The sequence below is a fragment of the cyanobacterium endosymbiont of Rhopalodia gibberula genome (assembly GCF_003574135.1).
In the GTDB taxonomy this organism is placed as follows: domain Bacteria; phylum Cyanobacteriota; class Cyanobacteriia; order Cyanobacteriales; family Microcystaceae; genus Rippkaea.
This window is the reverse complement of sequence record NZ_AP018341.1, coordinates 2,714,284-2,737,485: the sequence shown is the minus strand read 5'-3', so window position 1 is coordinate 2,737,485 and position 23,202 is coordinate 2,714,284. Positions and strand designations below refer to the sequence as shown.

At 36.5% G+C, this 23,202-nt stretch carries 17 protein-coding genes and 2 pseudogenes; 15 read left to right on the top strand and 4 right to left on the bottom strand.

What is annotated here, in order from left to right:
* The first annotated feature begins 379 nt into the window (after positions 1-379).
* From hemE to RGRSB_RS11215, 5 genes and pseudogenes are all read left to right on the top strand, one after another.
* Positions 380-1,444, top strand: coding sequence for a uroporphyrinogen decarboxylase (gene hemE / locus RGRSB_RS08870; RefSeq protein WP_119260735.1), 1,065 nt, complete (start codon positions 380-382; stop codon positions 1,442-1,444).
* A 172-nt stretch (positions 1,445-1,616) separates the two neighbouring features.
* A complete protein-coding gene (locus RGRSB_RS10235) occupies positions 1,617-1,784 on the top strand; it encodes a hypothetical protein (protein ID WP_172582086.1) in 168 nt (55 codons plus the stop codon).
* Between the two features lie 23 nt (positions 1,785-1,807).
* The gene (locus RGRSB_RS08865) at positions 1,808-2,767 is read left to right on the top strand and encodes an NAD-dependent epimerase/dehydratase family protein (protein ID WP_119260734.1); all 960 of its coding nucleotides are present in this window, start codon (positions 1,808-1,810) and stop codon (positions 2,765-2,767) included.
* A gap of 348 nt (positions 2,768-3,115) precedes the next feature.
* Complete coding sequence (locus tag RGRSB_RS08860) at positions 3,116-4,546, top strand: GTP-binding protein (RefSeq protein ID WP_119260733.1); 1,431 nt, start codon at positions 3,116-3,118, stop codon at positions 4,544-4,546.
* Positions 4,547-4,662: 116 nt separating this feature from the next.
* Positions 4,663-4,833, top strand: a pseudogene (locus RGRSB_RS11215) (chromate transporter); the annotation flags it as partial.
* A gap of 276 nt (positions 4,834-5,109) precedes the next feature.
* On the opposite strand, the gene cax reads toward RGRSB_RS11215, so the two are convergent.
* On the bottom strand, positions 5,110-6,216 hold the full coding sequence (cax, locus tag RGRSB_RS08855; RefSeq protein ID WP_119260732.1) for a calcium/proton exchanger: 1,107 nt from the start codon (positions 6,214-6,216) through the stop codon (positions 5,110-5,112).
* 183 nt (positions 6,217-6,399) lie between these two features.
* On the opposite strand from cax, the gene RGRSB_RS08850 reads away from it, so the two are divergent.
* Complete coding sequence (locus tag RGRSB_RS08850) at positions 6,400-6,951, top strand: DUF3172 domain-containing protein (protein WP_119260731.1); 552 nt, start codon at positions 6,400-6,402, stop codon at positions 6,949-6,951.
* Between the two features lie 353 nt (positions 6,952-7,304).
* Positions 7,305-9,191: a glutamine--fructose-6-phosphate transaminase (isomerizing) gene (gene glmS, locus RGRSB_RS08845; RefSeq protein ID WP_119260730.1), complete on the top strand. Its 1,887-nt coding sequence runs from the start codon at positions 7,305-7,307 to the stop codon at positions 9,189-9,191.
* Between the two features lie 2,116 nt (positions 9,192-11,307).
* On the opposite strand, the gene mreD is transcribed toward glmS, so the two are convergent.
* Genes mreD through RGRSB_RS08830 form a run of 3 tightly spaced genes read right to left on the bottom strand, consistent with a single transcriptional unit; the run spans position 11,308 to position 13,679 of the window.
* A complete protein-coding gene (gene mreD / locus RGRSB_RS08840; protein ID WP_119260729.1) occupies positions 11,308-11,856 on the bottom strand; it encodes a rod shape-determining protein MreD in 549 nt (182 codons plus the stop codon).
* A complete protein-coding gene (gene mreC, locus RGRSB_RS08835; protein WP_119260728.1) occupies positions 11,853-12,602 on the bottom strand; it encodes a rod shape-determining protein MreC in 750 nt (249 codons plus the stop codon). Before mreC ends, mreD begins: the two co-directional genes overlap by 4 nt.
* Positions 12,603-12,635: 33 nt before the next feature.
* Positions 12,636-13,679 (bottom strand): rod shape-determining protein, encoded by a 1,044-nt coding sequence (locus tag RGRSB_RS08830; RefSeq protein ID WP_119261030.1) that lies wholly within the window; start codon positions 13,677-13,679, stop codon positions 12,636-12,638.
* 373 nt (positions 13,680-14,052) lie between these two features.
* Here RGRSB_RS08830 and RGRSB_RS08825 point away from each other — a divergent pair, with 373 nt between their 5' ends.
* The 8 genes and pseudogenes from RGRSB_RS08825 (at position 14,053) to RGRSB_RS08790 (ending at position 22,882) form a co-directional block, all read left to right on the top strand.
* Entirely contained in the window at positions 14,053-14,421 is a 369-nt protein-coding gene (locus RGRSB_RS08825) for a single-stranded DNA-binding protein (RefSeq protein ID WP_119260727.1), read from the top strand.
* A gap of 174 nt (positions 14,422-14,595) precedes the next feature.
* A complete protein-coding gene (locus RGRSB_RS08820; protein WP_119260726.1) occupies positions 14,596-15,747 on the top strand; it encodes a glycosyltransferase in 1,152 nt (383 codons plus the stop codon).
* A gap of 89 nt (positions 15,748-15,836) precedes the next feature.
* Positions 15,837-16,571, top strand: a complete 735-nt coding sequence (locus tag RGRSB_RS08815) for an undecaprenyl-phosphate galactose phosphotransferase family protein (protein WP_119260725.1) — start codon at positions 15,837-15,839, stop codon at positions 16,569-16,571.
* 915 nt (positions 16,572-17,486) lie between these two features.
* Positions 17,487-17,972, top strand: coding sequence for a pantetheine-phosphate adenylyltransferase (coaD, locus tag RGRSB_RS08810; RefSeq protein ID WP_119260724.1), 486 nt, complete (start codon positions 17,487-17,489; stop codon positions 17,970-17,972).
* A 35-nt stretch (positions 17,973-18,007) separates the two neighbouring features.
* Positions 18,008-18,652, top strand: a complete 645-nt coding sequence (locus RGRSB_RS08805; RefSeq protein ID WP_119260723.1) for a hypothetical protein — start codon at positions 18,008-18,010, stop codon at positions 18,650-18,652.
* Positions 18,615-18,828 (top strand): annotated as a pseudogene (locus tag RGRSB_RS08800) (pantetheine-phosphate adenylyltransferase); the annotation flags it as partial. The gene RGRSB_RS08805 and the pseudogene RGRSB_RS08800, both read left to right, overlap by 38 nt.
* 35 nt (positions 18,829-18,863) lie before the next feature.
* Positions 18,864-19,562, top strand: coding sequence for a hypothetical protein (locus RGRSB_RS08795; protein WP_172582084.1), 699 nt, complete (start codon positions 18,864-18,866; stop codon positions 19,560-19,562).
* 1,658 nt (positions 19,563-21,220) lie between these two features.
* Positions 21,221-22,882, top strand: a complete 1,662-nt coding sequence (locus RGRSB_RS08790; RefSeq protein ID WP_119260721.1) for a hypothetical protein — start codon at positions 21,221-21,223, stop codon at positions 22,880-22,882.
* Positions 22,883-23,202 lie beyond the last annotated feature (320 nt).

Genomic DNA, 23,202 nt, shown 5'->3' with positions numbered 1-23,202 from the left:
AAGACAATTTACAAAAAATGTTAGAGTTTGACAGTATATAAAAACCAAGGACGAGTTAGTTCCTCTATACTGTGCATCACAAATCAGCAGCTAATCATTTCTTAACTTAATCATCCTGACTGCACAATATTACTTCAAAAACTCGAACTGAATTTTGTTTAATTAAATAAAATTCAGTCGCTATAATTTTGGAAGATTCGCAATAAGAGATTTTTGATCTTTTATTGATTGTTATCAGTTACCTATCATGGTGATCCTATCACAGCTAATCCAGGAGAGCCAATAAATTTAAAGATAAATATTCGTGAATCGTCACTACAGAGACCTTGTCTTTGGATGATAAGCTGACAGGTGCACCAAAATTATTAGAGAAGCTGCGATGACTCAAGCAACAGAAATCCCATATTTGCTCCGGGCAGTGCGGGGCGAGGTGTTGGAACGTCCCCCTGTCTGGATGATGCGGCAGGCAGGACGTTATATGAAAGTTTATCGAGACTTACGGGATAAATATCCTAGTTTTCGTGATAGATCAGAAAATGCCGAGTTAGCGATTGAAATTTCCTTACAACCCTGGCAAGCATTTCGACCTGATGGGGTCATCATGTTCTCTGATATTCTAACCCCTCTCCCTGGATTGGGTATTCCCTTCGAGATTCCTGAAAGTAAGGGACCGATGATTGATTCTCCGATTCGGACTCAACAACAGGTTGATAACCTCTATCCTTTTGAGCCTGAAACCTCTCTACCCTTCATTAAAATCATTTTGCAAGCCCTACGGCAAGAAGTTGGTAATCAATCAACGGTTCTGGGATTTGTAGGTGGACCTTGGACTTTAGCAGCTTATGCCATTGAAGGAAAAAGTTCTAAAAGTTATGCCATTATCAAGGCTATGGCTTTTTCTGAACCGTCTATTCTCCATCAATTTTTGAGTAAAATAGCTAATGCGATCACTATCTATATTCGTTATCAAATCGACTGTGGAGCGCAAGTAGTGCAATTGTTTGACTCTTGGGCAGGACAATTAACCCCCCAAGATTATGAGGTGTTCGCCCTCCCTTATCAACAACAGGTAGTACGTCAAGTAAAACAAACCCACCCGAATACACCTCTCATTCTTTACGTTAGCGGCAGTGCAGGGGTTCTCGAACGGATGGTAAAGTCAAGAGTAGATATAGTCAGTATAGATTGGACTGTGGATATGGCTGAAGCCAGACAACGATTAGGGTCTAATATGAAGGTACAGGGCAATATTGATCCTGGGGTTTTGTTTGGATCTAAAGAATTTATCCATAGTCGTATCCTTGATACAGTTCGTAAAGCTGGAAAAGTTGGCCATATTCTGAATTTGGGCCATGGTGTTTTAGTTGGAACCCCTGAAGATAATGTGCGTTACTTTTTTGAAACCGCCAAGCAAGTAGATCGGTCATCAGCTGTTCCAGTTTAATTAGTAAATTTACTTATCCCTATTAAAGTTCTGTAAACAAGGACTACGTAATCTAGTCATAGGATTTAGTTTAACTATCTTTAGGCTGAGTAGAAACTGTGCTACCATCGAAATGCGGTGGTGCACACAGGGTGTTTATCAGTGTTTCTTGCCCAAAAATTTGTAAGGTTCTGTGCTTAAGATAGCTGACGGGTTTATTCGGTCTGGTGAAGGCATAGAAAAAATTATGTCCAGCTTAGAACAAATGAAGCAGAGATACCACTCAGTCCTACTTGTGGGAGTGTCACAATCAATTGACACGGGTGAGGGAGACTGTAAATTTCTTGTTCCTCAGGATTAACGGTCGATCACAAAATGATACCAATGAAACGAATTTTTTTGACAGGTGCGAGTGGTTGTATTGGTCATTATATGACAGAAGCTTTGATTCAAGAAACGTCCCATGAGCTTTTTTTGTTAGTAAGAAATCCTGAAAAACTACAAATTAATTACAAAGCTCGTCCCAATATTCATCTTTTAATAGGAGATTTAGAAAGTGTTGGTCAACTCAAGGGATTATTAAAAACTATTAATATTGCCATTTTAGCTGCAACCAGCTGGGGAGGAATTAAAGAATCTTATGAGATTAACGTTGTTAGGATGTTAGAATTAATTAACTCATTTGATATTCAAATATGTGAACAAATTATTTATTTCTCTACCGCGAGTATTTTAGATAAAAATAATCAACTGCTTGCTGAAGCAGGTAAATTAGGTACTAATTATATTAGCACTAAACACGCCTGTTACACTAAGCTTCTTCATTCACCCATTGCCAATAAAATTACTACTATCTTTCCTACCTTGGTATTTGGAGGCGAAAAAAATAAACCCTTTTCTCATTTATCTGGGGGATTTTCTGATGTCGTCAAATGGATTGACTTAATTCGTTGGTTTAAAGCAGATGGAAGTTTTCATTATATTCATGCTAAAGACATTGCTCAAGTCGTTAAATATTTAGTTGATAATCCCCCTGGTGAGTCTAAAATTAGACAGTTAGTATTAGGAAATAAAGTAATTACAGTTGATGAAGCAATCACCCAAATTTGTGCTTACCTTAATAAGAGAATTTATTTTCGCATTCCTTTGAATACTGCTCTAATAAATTTCTTTATTACTATTTTTCGATTACAGATGGAAGATTGGGATCATTTCTCAATTAATTATCGCCATTTTGTTTATAAAGCTCCTGTAACTCCGGCAAACTTTGGATTAGAAAATTATTGTACAACTGTAGATGATGTTTTAAGGTTAAATGGAATTCCTAAAAAAACGAATCAATAGAAGCAAATTAATGAACTCTAGGATAGGTAAATATAATAGTTATTTTGGTTAATTATGTATGGACCAAACTCTTCTCCACCCTACAAGGAAATGGGACACCAGGGGGATTGTCTGAATGATTGTGTAATGATAATTAACTCAACGGAGAATGTTCCATTTAGTTGATTTAACTGGTGGGTTCTTTAGGACAAGTTGTTAATCTATTCTGTAATAGAAACAGAAATTCCTTTTATGTTTAAGCGATGGGACTGAATCTAACGAACTGAAAATTTACCTCAATAAGAAATTCAGTCAATCATAATGGAATAAGAAAACAGTAAATTTTTGACCCTAACTGTTCTAACCATAATGTCTCAAACCGACTTTGATAATTGTTGGAATCCTGATGACTTGGATCAAGCAATTCTTGATTTTAAAGCAATTCAGGAGGAAATTAACTACAAAAAAGCTCAAAATACAATGAGAGGGCTAGTTAATCATCTCGACTTAACTACATCTGAACAAGTAGGATTAGAAACTGAATTAAATCATCTAACGGCAATGTTAGAAAAATTAGATCGGTCTGTGGTACAAATAGCTGCCTTTGGGATGGTGGGACGGGGAAAGTCTTCGGTTTTAAACTCCCTTTTAGGTAAAGCAATTTTTGAAACAGGTCCCTTACATGGGGTGACAAAGACTGTTGATAATGCTAACTGGCAATTGAACACCGATGACACCCATAAGGGAGTTCAAAGACTGGAATTATCAGGGTGGGGAAATTCCCAAATACAGTTAATTGATACTCCTGGGATTGATGAAGTGGGTGGTAAAACCCGTGAAGCATTAGCCCATGAGATAGCTAGGCAGGTAGATTTAATTTTATTTATTATCGCTGGAGACATGACTAATGTAGAGTATCAGACCCTATGTCAGTTACGGGAAGTGGGAAAACCGATGATTTTAGCCTTTAACAAAATTGATCAGTATCCTGAAGCTGATCGTCTGGCAATTTATCAAAAAATTCGGGATGATAGAGTGAAAGAGTTGTTATCTCCCGATGAAATTGTGATGGTTGCCGCTTCTCCTCTAGTGACGGAAATGATAAGGAATCAAGAAGGGAGCTTAAAACAACAACGGAAGCGAGGAAAACCGCAAGTTGAAGCCCTTAAATTAAAAATTCTTGAAATTTTGCATCGAGAGGGAAAATCTCTAGTAGCCCTGAATACAATGCTGTACGCCTCAGAAGTCAATGAACAAATTGTTGAACGAAAGCTGATAATCCGAGAAGACGCGGCCAATCAATTAATTCAGAAGGCCGTAATGGCTAAAGCTGTGGCGATTGCTCTTAACCCTGTGACGGTGGTCGATTTATTGACGGGGGCAGTAGTAGATGTAGCGATGATTTTGGCTTTGTCTCGATTGTATGGAGTAGACATGACTCAACAAGGAGCAATCGCTTTGCTGCAAAAAATTGGAGTAAGTATGGGGGGTATTACTGGAAGTGAATTTGTGGCTTCTTTTGGCTTGAGTTCTCTTAAAAGTTTATTAGGACTGGCTACACCAATTACCGGAGGTATTTCTTTGCTACCTTATGTTTCTGTGGCTATCACTCAAGGGGGTGTTGCAGGGGCGTCGTGTTATGCCATTGGACAAGTAACAAAACGTTATTTAGCTAATGGGGCTTCTTGGGGTCCTGAAGGTCCCAAGACAGTGGTCAAAAGCATCCTATCATCTTTAGATCAGTCCTCTATTTTAAATCGAATTAAGTGGGAATTGGGAGCAAAATTGAAACGGAGTTAGTCGTTGCAAGCGTTATTTGTCAGTTGTTGAGAATAACAACAGTGTTTTTAAATCTCGTCAAACTTACGTTGCTAAAACTGAATGTGGTGAATCAATTTCGTTAGTTAACGTCCACTAAGCTTATTAATGGAGTGGCTATCTGTCAAGTTTTTCCTGATTTATTTGTCATAATCACATCCTTTGTCGGCTACAAAGTAGATGGATATTTAGTGGAGATTGCGGCTTCCGTCGCTATTTTTATTCATTCTTTCTTATATTTCATAATAGCCATGCCTTTACCTTATTAGCTAGCTCAAATGGGTCGGAGTTTAGGGAATTATGCTTTTCTATAAGGAAATTCTTGGAACAGTGGGAGTGATCGCTTCTGCAATAGTTTCTCTATTACAGGCTTCCTGTCAAAACCAATTTTTTCTGAGTAACTACTAGCCAGAATCGTAGCTATAGTAGCATTCGTAACTTTATTGAAACATCGAACTTACACTCAGATTTTAGTTCCTTTCAGGGCTATAGTAGGAGTCTTATACAATGTTGTTTGTTCTTAATTGGTTCGTGTTCTTTCAAGTTTAAAATCCATTAATCACAGGATAGAAATAAAACGCTAATCCAATCACTGTATAAGTGGCTAATAAGAGGGTTCCTTCTAACCAATTAGACCGACCATCAGAACTAATAGAATTAGTAATTAAAACGGCGACAGCAACAGCTACCAATTCAAAAGGATTAAAACCAAGATCCATCGGTTGCCCTAAAATCCATCCTGAAATCACCAAAACTGGAGCAACAAATAGGGCAATTTGTAAGCTTGAACCTACTGCAATAGCCATAGATAAGTCCATCTTATCTTTAATTGCAACCGTCACTGCTGTAGTATGTTCTGCAGCGTTACCCACAATGGGAAGTAATATAACCCCAGTGAATAAAGAGGTCAGTCCTAAAGATTCTGTAGCTTCTTCTAGGGAATTAACTAATAATTCCGATTCAATAGCAACCCCAAGAGTTATTAACAATAAGAGAAACCCCCACTGTCCTAAATTAATTTTTTTGAAGTCTTCCTCACTAGATTCTGGTAAGTCTTTATCTTCTATTTCCAGTATTCCCACATTGTAAAGATAGACATGGGTTTTCATGGAAAAAATTAGAGTTAAAATATAAACAATAATCAAGACGATAGCTACAGCGACTGAAAGATTTTGTAGAGTTTGTTCTTCAATTCCTGTGGAAGTAAATTGAACGGCTGTCGGTAAGAGAATAGCGACTATTGCTAAATTCATTGAGGATGCATTTAATCGGGCAGCCACAGGTTGAAATTCCTGTTCTTTGTAGCGAAGTCCCCCGAATAACATAGCAAAGCCTACAACCAACAATAAATTACCAATAATTGAACCTGTAATGGTGGCTTTAACTACACTAATTAATCCCTCTTTGAGGGCAATTAATGCTAAAATAAGCTCAGTGGCATTCCCAAAAGTGGCATTGAGTAGTCCCCCTAAATTCGGACCAACAACTACTGCGATCTTTTCTGTTGCTTCCCCCATAAAAGCAGCTAACGGGACAATGGCTAAAGCAGCAGTGATAAAAACTACTTTAGAACCCCAGTGGAAATAATCAGCCGCAAAAGAGAAGGGGATAAATAGCAATAGTAAGAACAAGAGGTTCTTTTTAGTTATCATGAACAATGAGAGATCTTTAACTAGAGAATATTTATCTTTGAATCTAGCTCTAGTTTAGGTCGTTTTATAATCATCATGTCTTTTCATATTGGAATACGATCAAGTGATCAAAGTCTGTGTCTGATTTCATGATGTCTCTTTTAGTTAGTTTTTCTGAACAAGAAATTATCATAATTTCTATTTATGGCACGTAGACCTCGCGATTATCATCCTCGTTCTAGACCGCCTCGTTATTCTTCTTCAGAGCCTTCTGATTCCAAATTTAATTACGCTAAGATAGCTTTATTAGGGGGAATTTTTATCTTAGGAATTGGCGTTGGTATTGGAGTTAGTTCCACCGCAAGTTTTGACCCCCAAAATGTTGCCTCACGGGAGGTCATTGACAAAAGTGTGCCTGACGCTGAACTTTGCGTTCAATTTGGAGCTAGTGCTATTGTCACTGATATGCGGGTTTTTATTACCCTTAACCCTTTCAGTGTCTTTGTCACTCAACCGGCAATGCAACCAGGATGTGTATTACGCCGCGCTAATATGAGTTTACTTGAACAACAAAGGTTGATTACAGGGGAACAGGTGAAAGACTGTAAAAATCGGATGAATACTTTTGGGTTTACAGGTTCTCTTGAGACTAAACCGGAAATTAATTGTATTTATCCCAATGACGCCGCGGGAAATCTCTTTTTGAACCCAGCAGGCTCGGTAGCTCCTCCCCGTTCAGAAATAGATAATTTTTAAACACTGATGCCCATCATAATTCAGCCTAAAGGAATACCTAGTTCGACAATAATCTGATCGCGGTATTCCAAAAAGAATTCTATTAGGCGAAAAAGAGCAAATTTAATTCATGACAATCTTAGGATTTTAGCCGGGGTGACTTTTTTTTGTCACTAAACTGGGTTTAAGATGAAACAAGACCTTAGTTTGGTGCGTCTATATAAATCATTAATAACTTAGTAGAGTAACTTCTAATTTGTGACTGAAAGTAAAAGTTAAGGTTTATTAACCTCTAACAACCTTTAAAAATCAATAGTCATAATCAACCTAATCACTGATAATTGATAGGATTAATCAATTTCTAGTTTAAACTTATGTGTGGAATCGTTGGCTATATCGGGACTCAAACCGCAACGGATATTTTAATGAGCGGTTTAGAAAGATTAGAATATCGAGGTTATGACTCAGCAGGAGTAGCTACTCTTCGAGAAGGCAACATTCACTGTGTACGAGCTAAGGGAAAATTATATAATCTGCGCGAAAAATTAGAACGGGATGTTAACCCCTCTCAAGTTGGCATTGGGCACACCCGCTGGGCAACTCATGGTAAACCTGAAGAATATAATGCCCATCCTCACATGGATGCAACTAGGCAGATAGCTGTGGTGCAAAATGGCATTATTGAAAATTATCGAGATTTGCGTGAAGAATTAATCGGTCAGGGTTATGAATTTCTCTCCGAAACTGACACAGAAGTCATTCCTCATTTAATTGCTCAATTTCTCCCTAAAACTTCGGACTATGATAATTTACTTACTGCCGTTCAAAAAACGATTCATCGTCTCAGAGGGTCTTTCGCAATTGCGGTTATTTGTGCAAATTATCCTGATGAATTAATTGTGGCGCGAAATCAAGCTCCCCTCATTATTGGCTTTGGTCAAGGAGAATTTTTCTGTGCTTCTGATGTCACTGCCCTAGTTCCTCATACCCATGCGGTTTTGTCGATGGAAAATGGGGAAATTGCCCGTTTAACTCCCCTCGGTGTAGAAGTCTACGATTTCACCTTACAACGCCTGAAAAAACTTCCTAGAACCCTTGACTGGACAGCAACCACGGTAGAAAAACAAGGGTTTCGCCACTTTATGTTGAAGGAAATTCATGAACAACCTTCGGTGGTTAGAAGTTGTTTAGAAACCTATTTAAACAATGATTGGTGTGCCCAGAATGGTGACAATTTAAGTCCCATTGATTTAGGATCAGCATCTGAATTGTGCGATAACGTGGATTATATTCAAATTGTTGCTTGTGGAACTAGTTGGAATGCTAGTTTAGTTGGAAAGTATCTACTCGAACAAATTGCAGGAATTCCGACGATGGTACAATATGCCTCAGAATTCCGTTATTCTCCTGCGCCGATGATTGCAAATACCTTAACTATTGGTGTTACACAGTCAGGGGAAACGGCTGATACTTTAGCAGCATTAGAAATGGAAAAACAACGACGCATTGGGTTAGTTTTTCCATATGACGCACGAATTTTAGGAATTACAAATCGGCCAGAAAGTACCCTAGCCCACATGGTAGATCGTATCATAAATACCCAAGCTGGTATTGAAATTGGGGTAGCGGCTACCAAAAGTTTTACGGCTCAATTAATGGGATTTTATTTCTTAGCTATTCACTTAGCTCATCGTAAACATTATTTAACAGTGGATAAGATTAATACCTTAATTAAGGGCTTGCGAGAACTGCCATCTCAAATTGAGATTATTTTAGAAAAACAAGAGAAGAAAATTGAAGAATTAGCCCATGAATTTGCTGACACTAAAGACTTCATATTTTTAGGACGTAGCATTAATTTTCCTATTGCCTTAGAAGGGTCTTTAAAATTAAAAGAAATCAGTTATATTCATGCAGCAGGATATCCCGCAGGAGAGATGAAACATGGACCTATTGCCTTATTGGATTCTAAAGTTCCAGTCGTTGCAATCGCAATGCCTGGGCTAGTTTATGATAAAATACTATCTAATGCACAAGAAGCAAAGGCAAGAGATGCAAGGTTAATTGGGGTAACACCTATTGATAATAATGAAGCACGATCAACATTTGATGATTTGCTGTTTGTTCCCTATGTTGACGAATTATTATCCCCGATAATTGCAGTTATTCCCTTACAATTACTAGCCTATCATATTGCTGCTAGACGAGGGCTAGATGTAGACCAACCTCGTAATTTAGCTAAGAGTGTAACTGTTGAATAATTATCAACTTTAGGTTAAAAAATAATATCACAAAAAACACAAACTTGTTTATTTTTAATAGTATGATTTAAATTTATGTTAGAGAATAATCATTAATACCTGTTTGATTAGATTGATCAAAGATTGTGTAAACGATATGATTATTGATCAATCTAGTCGTGTGATAGATTATCCAACAAAATAATTAAAAATTCTGCTAAGTTTTCATTTTGAAAAGAACAGAAATTATATATTAATCATAACCAATAGAACAAGATAACAAATCACTTAGACTGTTTATTAACTTATAAGATTTTGAAGACGGAGTACAAGATTCTCTGAAATAACTCTTATCGTTTGACTACAATAAATCCGTAATTAACTCATCCACTGTTTCAACTTCTGTTTTTCCTTGTTGTAAGTCGGTTAGAATAGCTTGAGCATATCTTTTCGATTTTTGTGGATTAAATTAAACAAATAATCTTGCTTATTAATTAATAAGAGTTCGATTGATTTAATTAGATGTAGTCATTTTGTTAGAGATCAAAGATAGTTGAATCAAGACCTCTCAGACCCAATTTATAATGCTAAAAAACTGAGTATTTCTTCTATGTAAGAATATTCTTCTAGTGGTTGATAGGTTATTGTAGACGAATCACTTCAAAAAATTTAGTTCTAAGAGAGTGTTTATAAAGCCAATGGCAAGAGAACTGTAGGATATATCAGGGTAGCATAATACACAAAAAGACGTTTTAGTGCGTTACAAAAAAAACAAAATAGAAATTACTCAAAAAACTGTAATTTGTCTAAGGTATCCTATAAAATGTGAGTCCAACGAGATTTAAAAATATGGTTGCTATTCTCAATATCTAAGTCAAAATACGACAAGGTTAACGATTATTTTAAATATCAACTGCAAATAATCAAGACTACAATGTTTTTTTAAACGGCAGGAGACAATGCTAAGCTACCTTTTCGCCAGAATCAAGTAACAAGCTAAATAAAAAAAATCTAAACAGTTCTAAATACTTCTAAAAACTTCGATGTTTCAAATATTCAATGCGAGATATATTTTCAAGTTAATCGTTGATCGTTTCAATTAAATAAAGCCTAAGAAGTTAAATTTTATTAATTAGTTTTACTTAATTTTACTTCATATTCTGTCGATATGGTTTGTGAGTAATATATCCTTGGACTTTCAATAAGAGACCAATACAGTTCTTGCCTTAAACCAAGAACTGTATTGTCTGGAGTCAACTCAATAACCGATATTTTATCGTAGTCGCTTATAATCAAATATGGTTTAAGCTACTAATAGCTACTCCACAGAATTTTGGTCTTATTCAACTCAGCCTTCAAAGACTTGGTATGCATTACTGTGAGCTTGATAAAAAACTTTTATTAGAGTAGTTTAGATAAAACTAGTTTCTCTAATTTATCCTTTACCGGTGTGTAAAAAATTTTACATAAAAACCATTATTCAGGGCATAAGTTCCATAAAGTGATTATAGTCTACTAAATTAGAAAATACTTATTTGCAATGGGGACCTGTAGTGGATAAAATTATTTAATAGTTCGATATACTGACCAAGAAAACCAGATTATAATGATAATATCTTCACCTGTTTCCAAATGAGAACAGTATCTTTTTTTAGATAACTATATTAATATGGATAATTTTATCTGTATAAGAATAAAATTTTATTTACAAATATATTTCCGTTTTTTTGAACTTTTTTTATTCTAGCTTATTTCTTGATACCTATAAGTTTTTTTATGGCTATCCTTGATTTTTAGTGCGTATGTATTTATATACTATCGAGTAATGTTGTTCCCCTTCTAACCGCTTTTTAACGTAGATTATGACTATAAAATGCTGGCATAACTGATAACGCTCACTTAAACATTTGATTAGTTCTTTTCTAAGAGAAAACTGTCCTAATATTTTTGTATAGTGCTATAGCTGTGACATTTAATAAATAAAAGCTTAAAGCCCTACTTTATAAAATTTCCAAAGTTTCAAAAATCTAATCGTATCAATATTGAGTTATTGGAGTTATAGGATTGATTTACAGTCAAGATTATAGGAGTTATTAGCTATTAATTTATTACTCTCAGTATAGAAAAATTTTTATTTTTATTTTTTGCTATTTACTTTATATTGAGTTTTATGAGGGGCTTTTTCCCACCAGGAATTAAGAGGATAATAGAACACAGGGGCCCATAAACTACTCAAAATTGCTGAGGACAAAACTAACTGTCGATAGTCCCTACTAATTTCTTCCAAAGGACGCATTTTGCCCGCAAAATATTGAATTGCTGTAACGGTTTCTACTAAAAAAACCATAACAAAGACAATCAAGGCAATCGAAATAAAGTCTTCTTGAAGATAGCGTTGTTTTTGTAAACGAGCTGTCAGAAATCCTACTAAGACTAGACCAAAAACATGGGAGGGATAAGCTCCTGTCAATCCATCTTGAATCAATCCTAATAACAGTCCTGCTATTACCCCTTGAAAAACAGTCCGATTGACACTCCAGATCACCACCCAAATTAACACCCAATTAGTACCAATACCTAACAACTCTGTCCCAGGTAAACGAGTGGGAGACAGTAATAAACATAGGGTGATAGACCCGCCAATCACCAAAATGTTTATAAAATAATAGCGAAACCAAAACATCATTTGCTGTCAAAGGGATAGACAATTGCCCATTCTAAATCATTAATTGGAGCCGTTAATTTAATTGTTGCCTGAGGAGCTGGACTACTTTCAAGATTCACTGACTCAACCCGTCCAATAGGTAAACCTCCTGGAAAAAGACGACTCACTGGAGAAGTAGTAATAGTGTCACCAGGATGAACCTTGGGAACTTTCTCAAAAAATCGCATCACTACTATTCGAGAGCCTTTCCCTTCCACTAACCCCATGGTGCGACTGCGACTCACCGTAGCTCCCACCCGACTTGTGGGATCGCTGACTAATAAAACTCGGCTGGTATGGAGAGTAACATCCACCACCCGACCAATGATACCTCCAATACCGGTAACAATAAAACCAACTTCAATCCCATCTCGACTCCCTCGACCTAAAATCACTTGTTTCCACCAATCGTCTGTACTACGCCCAATAATAGGAGCAGTGATCACTGATTGAGATTGTGTCTCAAAGTATCCTAGGAGTTTTTGTAGCTGTTGATTTTGTCGTTCTAGTTCAGCCAAACGCATTTCCAACTCTTGAATTCGGGCGTTAGTGAGTCGCTCTTGTAGTAACACAGAGGGAGCTGGCTCAAAAGGACGACTAAGCCAATAGTATAGTTCTAGTATAGGTGCACCCTGTGTTTGTCGAAAAAACCAACCGATTCCTAAGGCTATCATTGCCCACGTCAATTTTGAGCCATATCGAGCATACCAACGCCTCACTGTTAGCATATTATTGCTTGCAATTACCTAAGAAGTTGTTTATTAAATTAGACGGGAGCTTTCTCTCAAAACTCTATCTAAGATTTTAGGGTTTTTGAGAACTTCTCCAGTTCCCTTGACAACACAGCGTAGAGCATCTTCAGCTACGTGAGTCACAATACCGGTTTCATGGCTTAGAAGAGTATCAAGACCTCTGAGTAAAGCTCCCCCACCAGCTAACATAATTCCTCGATCAATAATGTCCGCTGCTAATTCTGGGGGAGTCCTTTCTAAAGTCCGTTTCACTGCATCGACAATAACTGCTAAAGGTTCAGCCATACTTTCTCTAATTTCTTCACCTTTAACCGTTATGGTTCGCGGCAAGCCAGACATTAAGTGTAACCCACGAACTTCCATAGTGGGTTCATCTTCATGTCGTAGCGGATAGGCTGATGCTAAACGAATTTTAATTTCTTCGGCTGTCCGTTCCCCTATCACGAGATTATGAACTTTTTTCATATAGTTAATGATAGACTCAGTGAGTTCATCTCCTGCCACCCGAACAGATTCACTAAGCACTCGTCCTTGTAGACTTAAAACCGCTACTTCTGTAGTTCCCCCACCAATGTCGACAATCATATTACCCGTAGCTTCGGTAACAGGCAAACCAGCACCAAGGGCAGCTGCAACCGGTTCTTCTATTAACCCCACATCTCTGGCTCCAGCCTCTCTAGCGGCATCGATTACTGCGCGACGCTCCACCTCGGTAATGCCACTGGGAATTCCAATCACCATTCTTGGATTTCCTAAGGAACGCCCCTCGTTGGCGCGATTAATAAATTCTTTGAGCATGATCATAGCACTTAAAAAGTCAGCGATTACACCGTCGCGCAGGGGACGCACAGCTATTACATTTCCTGGAGTACGACCTAGCATTTTTTTAGCTTCTTCCCCAACTGCCAAAGGAATTTTTCGCTCTTGATCAATAGCAACTACTGATGGTTCTTCAAGCACCACCCCCTTACCAGAAACATAGATAAGGGTATTGGCCGTTCCTAAATCTATACCCATATCTCTTGATAGAGAAAAACGACTAAAAAAACCAATTTTTGGCATTTTTGGTTACACTTCCTAAAATTATAATGACTAACTGACTAATTAAAAATGACCCCAGAGTTAAGGATATCAATGAAATCGTAATTATGTTTCTCAATGGTAAGTTTAGCTGAATTAAAGAATTGATAGTGATAAACACTCAAATTGTAAGCATAATTTATCGGCCTTGACCCTTGCTTATTAATGACCTTATGAATTCGTTCCCTAATTGTTGATTGTTTATAAATCATAGTTTGACTCTAAACTTTTTCCATAATGGTAATGATCATCAGTTTTAATTTAGATTAATTAAAGTCATCAAGATAATTTTCCTCTACAATAAAGGTATTTTCGCACTAAATTACCGGTTGAAGTTAACAGATAAATGGGATTAAACGTTATTAATTTAGTGGGTCGTGCAGGTGCTGATCCACAGGTCAGGTATTTTGACTCGGGAAAAGTTTTATGTGAGCTTTCTTTAGCAGTTGGTCGTCGCAGTGGTAAGACTGATGCGCCAGACTGGTTTAAACTCAAAATTTGGAATAAACCAGCCGAGATAGCAGCTAATTACGTAAGAAAAGGAGGATTGATTGGCATTCAAGGAGAATTAATCATCGAAACTTGGACTGATCGCAATACTGGAGCAAATCGTTCTAGTCCAGTAATTGTAGTAGATCGGCTAGAATTATTAGGGTCCAAGCGGGATAATGATTCAGGATCAATTAATAGTTATCAAGAAGCTGACGAGTTTTAACCAATTGAGTTAACCGTTCCTTCTTTTTAGAAAAAATAGCGAGCAACTCAGTAACTTAATGATTGCTCCCAAAAGTTTTCTGTTTTTCCACTAATAGAATCATCTGAAACTCGTCTTGTCTTCTCTTAACGACCCTTACCTTTGTGACCTTACCCAAGACAAGGGATAACAGTTATGAAATATGCCCTAGTTCACGAATGGTTGACTCCCAAAGCAACGGGGGGGTCAGAGCTGGTTGTTGAAGAAATTTTACAGCACATTGAAGCAGATCTGTACGCCCTAATTGATTTTGAATCTACTAATCCCCAAAGTTATCTCTACGGACGCTCAATAGGGTCTACTTTTCTACAACATTTTCCACTGGCGCGTAATGGGGTCCAAAAATATCTACCCCTGTTGCCAATTGCCATAGAACAGTTTGATCTACGAAACTATGATGTTATTTTGTCATCGTCCCATGCGGTGGCTAAAGGAATTCTAACCAATCCTAACCAACTTCATATTTGTTACTGTCATACTCCAATGCGCTATGCTTGGGACTTAACCTTTGATTATTTGCAAAATTCTTCTGCAGGAAAAGGAATTGCAGGTCTTATAACCCGCTATCTTTTACACCGTTTGCGTCAATGGGATGTGGCCAGTGCTAATCGAGTTGATTACTTTATTGCTAATTCTCATCACACGGCACGTCGAATCTGGCGTTGCTATCGTCGTCAAGCAAAAGTTATTTATCCTCCTGTAAACCTTGAACGGTTTGATTTTACTCCCCACAAAGAAGATTTTTATCTGAGCGTTTCCCGATTGGTAAGTTATAAAAAGATTTCACTAATAGTGCGGGCATTTAATCAATTGGGTTATCCTTTAGTTATTATCGGTGACGGTCCTGATCTTCCTTTAATTCGCCAATTGGCTAAGTCCAATATTAGGGTATTAGGGAATCAATCTAATCAGGTCGTTGAACAATATATGGCTAAGGCAAAAGCCTTTGTCTATGCTGCTTGTGAAGACTTTGGAATTGCCTTAGTCGAAGCACAAGCCTGTGGAACCCCAGTTATTGCTTATGGAGGAGGTGGTGCGCTAGAAACAGTGCTTGATATTCGTCAATATCCCCAAAAGGGAACAGGAATTCTTTTTTCTTCCCAGACTTCAGGAAATTTAGTTAAAGCTGTTGAAACTTTTGAACAGTTTCAACATCTGATTAAATCGGAAAGCTGTCGTCAACAGGCAGCTAAATTTACCCCGAAAATCTTTGAAATGTCTTATTTAGCGTTTTTAAAAGATTGTGAGAAGGACTTTATCCAAAAAAGTTCCGAGAAAAATTCCTGATTTTTATGAGCAGAATTGCCATAATTTAGGTCGTCTGGCTTTATGATCGGGAATGTGTGGTGTGATGTGATGTGATGTGAAGGAGTAAGATGACTGCTAACAGCCAATTTATCTCTGTCAAAGCCTTACAAGCTTTGATGAGACGAGGTTTAACTCCCTCGTTGTCCCAAGGAAGATATCAAAGGTCATGGTCACAGACTTTATTAGATGGAGATGTTGCCAAGCGAGTCTTTGATATTAGTTTTTCTCTCTTTGTTTTGATTTTCTTTTCTCCGCTCTATTTGATTTTAGGGTTATTAATTGCCGCCAGTTCTCCTGGACCCATTTTTTATGTCCAAGAGAGAGCTGGTAAAAATTTTAAGAAGTTCGGCTGTATTAAGTTCCGAACTATGGTTCATAATGCTGATGAGGTTCTAGAGTCGATGATGGCAAACTCCCCTCAGATGCGGGCTGAGTTTGAAAATAACTTTAAACTTAGAGACGATCCACGAATTACTTGGATTGGGAAATTTTTGCGTTTAACTAGCTTAGATGAATTTCCTCAATTCTGGAATGTTCTCAAAGGGAATATGAGTGTCGTCGGTCCGCGACCTTTAGTTCCTGAAGAACTCTGTAAATACGGGAATCGTATTGATAAGGTTCTTACAATTCGTCCCGGAATTACGGGTTTATGGCAAGTTTCAGGGCGCAATGATATTCCTTATCCCCAACGGGTTCAAATCGATGTCTACTATGTAAATTACCGCAATTGGTTAATGGATCTTTGGGTGATGGCTAAAACCATTGAGGTTGTAGTTTTCCCTAGAAATAACGGAGCTTACTAAATTAATTGGGTTATTTCTTATAATAATAAAATTTCTCAATTAAGGATTTCATTAGATCAAAAACTTCCTTTAACCATCCAAGTTAAAGGAAGTTTTTTTAAAAACCTAGAAAAAAAGTTAGAATCTAAGTAAATGTTAAGTTCTCCATTATCTATCTCAATCACCGATTATGTTTAACAAAATATTTTATTTAGGGAAAATTTTTTTTACTATCTTGCAAATAGATAAAACCCTAGACAAGATCATATTCTGAATTCCCTATCCTGGGAACACACCGGCAAATTTAGCCTGTGCTTTCTATTTGGTTGTGAGAACATTGAGATCAATCTATGCCATCTAGTTAAAAAACTATACATAAAGCATTAAGATTAGCTAAAATCATACAAATTATACTGTTGATATCAACTGGTGAATCCTTTTCTAGCTCAATTTAGGGAGGGCGGTGTCTTTTATTAAAAACCTATTACAGTAGGCTAATTGATTTCATTAAAGGTTCAACTAAAGCTATTTAACACAAATAAATTCAAATGAATCGTTCAATAATTGCTTCAAGTCTTGGGAATATCAGTCACAGCAGGAAGAAAAAACTGTAAATATTGTTTGAGAGAGACTCGTAGATGAAGTGGATACTCTTGGAGTGGATGTAAACGAGAGCAGGAATAGTTTTGTGGCTGAGTTTATTCGTCAATGTTGTTTAAAAGGCGATTATACGTACTAATGTTGCCAGTACATTAATCGCCACCTAACCTAGAGCGATCCGCACCTAACTGTATCAGCAACAAGTTGCTGATACGGTTGAGCTTCTAAGGCTTTACAAATCAGATTATGTTTTAATTGTATCTTAGACTTACGTACCTTAATCAAGAGGAGTTTTAGGTAGGAAAATGACCTAACTTTTCTTATCAACTAAATTTCGTGATTGCAATTTATCCTGGCAGCTTTGATCCCATTACCCTCGGTCATCTTGACATTATTGAACGGGGGGGAAAGTTGTTTGAGCAAATTATTGTTGCTGTGTTATGCAACCCTAATAAACATTCGTTATTTTCCGTAGAAAAGCGCGTTGGACAAATTCGTGAATGTACTCAACATTTAACTAATGTTAAAGTTGATAGTTTTACTGGACTCACAGTAGACTATGCTAGATTACGTGGCGCTGGGGTTTTGTTAAGAGGATTAAGAGTTTTATCAGATTTTGAGAAAGAACTCCAAATGGCCCACACCAACAAAACACTTTCCGAAGAAATAGAAACCGTCTTTTTAGCAACAACCACTGAATATAGTTTCTTAAGCAGCAGTAATGTTAAGGAAATCGCGCAATTTGGCGGCTCTATCTGCCATTTAGTTCCTGAAAATGTAGCTAGAGATATTTATCGGTACTATCGTGAAAGTCAATCATAATTTATACTTTTTGAGAGTCTATTAACCTAATCTCTATGCTACGCCGAAATCCATCATCTCGTAATAAAACGGTTAACCATCAAAATAAGGTTATGACCAATCGCCGAGAAGTTGATTTTGATATTCAACAAGAACTTACTCGCCTTCAGGAAATGATTTACGAAAGTTTTCATATTCCTCTAACACGATGGACAATAATTGATGAAGCAAAGTTAATCGATCAACTCGATCTCATTGGGAATAAACTTCCTAACTCAATTCGCCAAGCTTTAATGATTCTCGAGCAGGAAGAGCAACTCTTAACAGAAGCAGAAGCTTACGCACAACAAGTTATTCAATCAGCTAAGCAACAGGCAGCGCGAATTTTAGATGAGACACGAATCATCCAACAAGCACAACAAGAAACCAATCAACTACGCCAACAGGTTCAGCAAGACTGTGAGACAATACAGAAACAGACTGTAGCAGAAATGGAACAGTTACGCCAATTAACAACGGCGGAAATGCAAAAATTACGTCAGCAAAGTTTTGCAGAATCTCAAAAACTTCAGGAGGATGCCGATAGTCATACTGATAGGGTGCTGACACAGCTAGAACAGGAACTTAACAGTATGCTTAATGTTATTCGTAATGAGCGTTGGGGTTTTGTTAAGAGGGTTAAGAGTTTTATCTTTCTTTGAGAAAGAACTTCAAAATGGCCCACATCAATAAAACACTTTCCGAAACCACTGAATATAGTTTCTTAAGCAGCAGTAATGTTAAAGAAATTGCACAATTTGGCGGTTATATCTGCCATTTAGTTCCTGAAAATGTAGCTAGAGGTATTTATCGGTACTATCGTGAAAGTCAATCATAATTTATACTTTTTGAGAGTCCATTAACCTAATCTCTATGCTACGCCGAAATCCATCATCCCGTAATGAAACGGTCAACCATCAAAATAAGGCTATGACCAATCGCCGAGAAGTTGATTTTGATATTCAACAAGAACTTGCTCGCCTTCAGGAAATGATTTACGAAAGTTTTCATATTCCTTTAACACGATGGACAATAATTGATGAAGCAAAGTTAATCGATCAACTCGATCTCATTGGAGATAAACTTCCTGAGTCAATTCGCCAAGCTTTAATGGTTCTCGAGCAAGAAGAGCAACTCTTAACAGAAGCAGAAGCTTACGCACAACAAGTTATTCAATCAGCTAAGCAACAGGCAGCGCAAATTTTAGATGAGACACGAATCATCCAACAAGCACAACAAGAAGCCAATCAACTACGCCAACAGGTTCAGCAAGACTGTGAGACAATACAGAAACAGACTGTAGCAGAAATGGAACAGTTACGCCAATTAACAACGGCGGAAATGCAAAAATTGCGTCAGCAAAGTTTTGCAGAATCTCAAAAACTTCAGGAGGATGCCGATAGTTATACTGATGGGGTGCTGACACAGCTAGAACAAGAACTTAACAGTATGCTTAATGTTATTCGTAATGGTCGCCAACAATTACATACAAATTCATCAATACGCTCCTCATCTTATTCACCTAAAAATCCTTCACTGAATAGAAATCCAACTTCTGGAAAACAGAGATAAGACGACAAAGACAAAAGCCATTGACTTGGGTAATTATTTTAAGGTTGGAAATTAATGACTGTTAGCAGGTAGTATCTACCAGTTTAGTTATTGAAAATTTGGGACTAATCATGCATGAGAAAATTTTTGAATCTGGAGCTGAGCTTCACATTTATAAACTTGTTTCTATTGATAGCGTAGCCTTAGAAGAAGTAGATTTGATTTTTTATAACAGTTATGGTATCAAACTTGGATGAATTAAATGATTAAAGTTGCGAAAATTCCAGGAATTCAAGATAAACAAGTGGCTATTAAGGAGGCAATTACTCCCTTAGGTTTTGAGTATTAAGGATAGCGATAACCTAATATTTATGTGTGGAAAGATACTAAAAATGTGATGAAAACAGTAGAAGTGGTTCGCGATGAATGAGTAGAATCTTCTCCTTAAGATGAAATAATTTCTTAACAAAATCGCATATTAACGGCAAATTTAAGATGTTTAATACATTAGCAAATTAGAATAATTTGGGTTAAAAAACGGAAGTTAATTACTACTTATAATGCCTTTTAATTTTACGCAAAAGCCTATAGGTTAACGAGAACGGAAACGTCAATTGGTATAAGCACGGAAGAACAACCAAGCATACGAACAGTAAATAGATAGCTTGATTCATCAAAAATACTCAATCTAAGACTATTAAAGTCAAAAATACAGTAAACCAATACTGATTAATACAGTTGCTTAAGAAGCAGAAGTAAGACAAGTTTTGCCTTCTCTATAATCACGATTATATTGGTTCTTCTGGGAGCGAATAAGATAATTATATCAAAATATTGTGGCTAATCTCCGCACCATTATAAAGAGTTTAACAATTGAGTAACAGAGTAATCAGAAAGAATATTGCTAATCAATCTTCTTTGTTTTTTTATGAAGTATAAGAAACCTCTAACTTTGGTAGTTAATTCAAAGTGAAGATTTTTGGAGGGTCTCTTTTCTGTACATTAAATGAGGAATAATTGAACAAAGCAAATAATTTAACTAAAAAATTAAATTTAGCCCTTCTAGATTGAGCCTGATGAGCCAGTAGTTGACAACTTCCAAAACTATCATTCTGACTTCATTTTGTAACTTCAAAAGCTTGATCATTATAGAAATTAAGTTTTTAGAATCTTAGGAATATTGCAAAGTAAGATTTTCAGCTGGTGGTTCATTATGATTTTGTCACGGCCGGTCTGAAAGAGTCATCATTATTTTAGATGTAACTTATCGCCTCGCCTTGGTTAGATTGGCTCCTCCCACTATTTAAATTGGCTCTCACTCTAATCCACATAACTGTTCAGCATTCGCTTAACAAATATATCCATTAACTTAAGACACCATACAAAGGTAGCTTTATTTTGCCGAAACCCGGCTTTTATCTTGTAATTTTTATTGTCTCAGGTCGCGCCTATTATGGGAGCAATGTTAGTAGTGTGGCTATACAAAAGTTTTTTTGTTGAACCCAGAGGTAACCTTAACCGAACCCGCAGAAGTTCCTAAAACTAGTGCTTAATCAATTAACAATTGTCTCTAGATTTTCTTTGATGTGCATAAATACCGATCAAATTTTGGTTGAATAAAGTTCCTTTGCCGCAACTTTCAGGCATAATGAAAAAGCAGCTGAGGTTAGCGACTTAAAATGCCTATGCCTTCTTCCCCCAGTCGTCCATATAAAAGTAGACTTTTCAATTTCGTGAATCGTCAGTCCTTAGAGTTACGCGATCGTCTAAGCCGTGTTGTCCGACATCTAAGGGTTACGGCTGAGTGGGGAACGCAAATTCTTGTTTATCCATTGTACTTGTTTGTGCAAGTAGGCCGAACAGTTCGACGGCAATTGGGACAAACTGTTGAACGAATTTCCTTATCTTCTGAGGAAATTTCTTCCTTTCCCCTGAATAGTGAGCGTCCCCTAAATAAAGTTTTACAAGAAATTGAACCTTGGTTAGCCTCTTCTGAATTCCTATTGGGGGAGCAAGTTACACAGACAGAAACTAATAGCGGCAATTTAACTAGGCAGTTCACAATTCAAGGAATTGCTAGTGTTTTAGATAGCTGTTATCTAGTGTTAGTTAAGTCAAACAATCAGACTGTTGATCTTCTTTCCCCTAGTCAACAAAAAATTCTTCAAAAGCTTATTCAGGTGGAAACTGCTAACTATTGGTATGATCGTCGCTTCAAACTAACTCAATCTCGCAAAACTCCTGGTTTAATCTCTAGCTTTTCGACTAACCCCCAAAATGTCTTACCTCCAGTACGCTGGTTTTGGCAAGGAATGCGATGGATGCAAACAAGTCCAATGGCAACAAGACTTAATCTATTTGGGGAATCTTTTTTAAGAGTTAGAATTGCTCACCAGTCAGTCAGTAGTGTAGCGAAACAATCATCTAATTTGAATATCAAATACCTAAAAAACGTTACTCAAAAGACGAAAACCAACTATTTTCACAGAAATTATCAATCAAAACAGTTTTTCTCTGAAACCAATCAATCGATTAATGTCTATTCAACAAGTAAGTTTAAAAAAGCGTCTTGTCTACAAAAGAAACCTAAATTATTTCAATATAAAACTATTAGTTACAATGTAAAACCAATCAAAAAGATTAGACAGAAACTACAGAAATGGATAAACAGATCTTTAATAGAAGAAACAAACAATCCTTTTCAAATTAGAAAACTGATTTTTGCGGCTATTATTTACCTTTTTAGCAAGAAAAACTCTAATTTTCAATTAAAACCAAAACAATCTATTAAAGCTATTAAATCCTATTTTTCATCTTCTAACTTTGGTTCACATCAAACTGACCTGACTAATGAAGGTATCGATGATACCTGGTTATCTTGGGATGATCTTTATTTAGAAAAAACAACTTCTAACTCATCCAAAAAGTTAACTGATTCACCTATGGCTTTACCGCAAGCTTCCAAAAGAAAAACTAAATTAGACAAATTCTCAGAAGACGACCTAACGATATCTCTTAAACACCAGAGCAAACAGATAGTAAACAAAAAAAATAAGAAGCTTAAACATGTTTCTAAATCTATCTATGACATTAAGAAAAAACATAATTTAATTGGAATAATATCGTCTACTTATTCCTCCTTGAAACAAGCAAAACCCCGAGATAATCTTAGGGAAATACCACCAAACTGGATTGAAACCGAAGCTAAGTCTACAGGGTATGTTAAACATCCTTTAGAGGATATCTTAGGATGGCTTGATATGATTATCTCCTGGATAGAAAAATTAGGAAGTAAACTGTGGGTAGTATTACAAAAGTTAACTAAACAGAAAATTAACTAAATAGTATCAATACTATAACACTTTACTTCACCCTCAATGAGGTTAGAGTGAAATTTAACTAGGAGTTGGTTGTAAATATCTTTATTGGCAGTCAGGAGTATATTTATAAGCTAATTGTGTTCAGCTTCTTTATAGAAAAAGTAATATATCACTCCAATGTCAAAAACCATAAATAAAGTTTTTTGAAAAGGAGACTAGCCCTTACTATAAAAAAGGTTACACTCAATATCTGACTAGAAAAAAAGATAAGCTTTAGAGGAAAAAAAACGCTACCATACACAAATAATATGTAAACGATGTATCTTCAAAAGATTTAGTTA

Coding starts and splice junctions, on each gene's coding strand:
- hemE (WP_119260735.1), top strand. CDS start 380: ATGACTCAAGCAACAGAAATCCCATATTTGCTCCGGGCAGTGCGGGGC.
- RGRSB_RS08865 (WP_119260734.1), top strand. CDS start 1,808: ATGAAACGAATTTTTTTGACAGGTGCGAGTGGTTGTATTGGTCATTAT.
- RGRSB_RS08860 (WP_119260733.1), top strand. CDS start 3,116: ATGTCTCAAACCGACTTTGATAATTGTTGGAATCCTGATGACTTGGAT.
- cax (WP_119260732.1), bottom strand. CDS start 6,216: ATGATAACTAAAAAGAACCTCTTGTTCTTACTATTGCTATTTATCCCC.
- RGRSB_RS08850 (WP_119260731.1), top strand. CDS start 6,400: ATGGCACGTAGACCTCGCGATTATCATCCTCGTTCTAGACCGCCTCGT.
- glmS (WP_119260730.1), top strand. CDS start 7,305: ATGTGTGGAATCGTTGGCTATATCGGGACTCAAACCGCAACGGATATT.
- mreD (WP_119260729.1), bottom strand. CDS start 11,856: ATGATGTTTTGGTTTCGCTATTATTTTATAAACATTTTGGTGATTGGC.
- mreC (WP_119260728.1), bottom strand. CDS start 12,602: ATGCTAACAGTGAGGCGTTGGTATGCTCGATATGGCTCAAAATTGACG.
- RGRSB_RS08825 (WP_119260727.1), top strand. CDS start 14,053: ATGGGATTAAACGTTATTAATTTAGTGGGTCGTGCAGGTGCTGATCCA.
- RGRSB_RS08820 (WP_119260726.1), top strand. CDS start 14,596: ATGAAATATGCCCTAGTTCACGAATGGTTGACTCCCAAAGCAACGGGG.
- RGRSB_RS08815 (WP_119260725.1), top strand. CDS start 15,837: ATGACTGCTAACAGCCAATTTATCTCTGTCAAAGCCTTACAAGCTTTG.
- RGRSB_RS08805 (WP_119260723.1), top strand. CDS start 18,008: ATGCTACGCCGAAATCCATCATCTCGTAATAAAACGGTTAACCATCAA.
- RGRSB_RS08795 (WP_172582084.1), top strand. CDS start 18,864: ATGCTACGCCGAAATCCATCATCCCGTAATGAAACGGTCAACCATCAA.
- RGRSB_RS08790 (WP_119260721.1), top strand. CDS start 21,221: ATGCCTATGCCTTCTTCCCCCAGTCGTCCATATAAAAGTAGACTTTTC.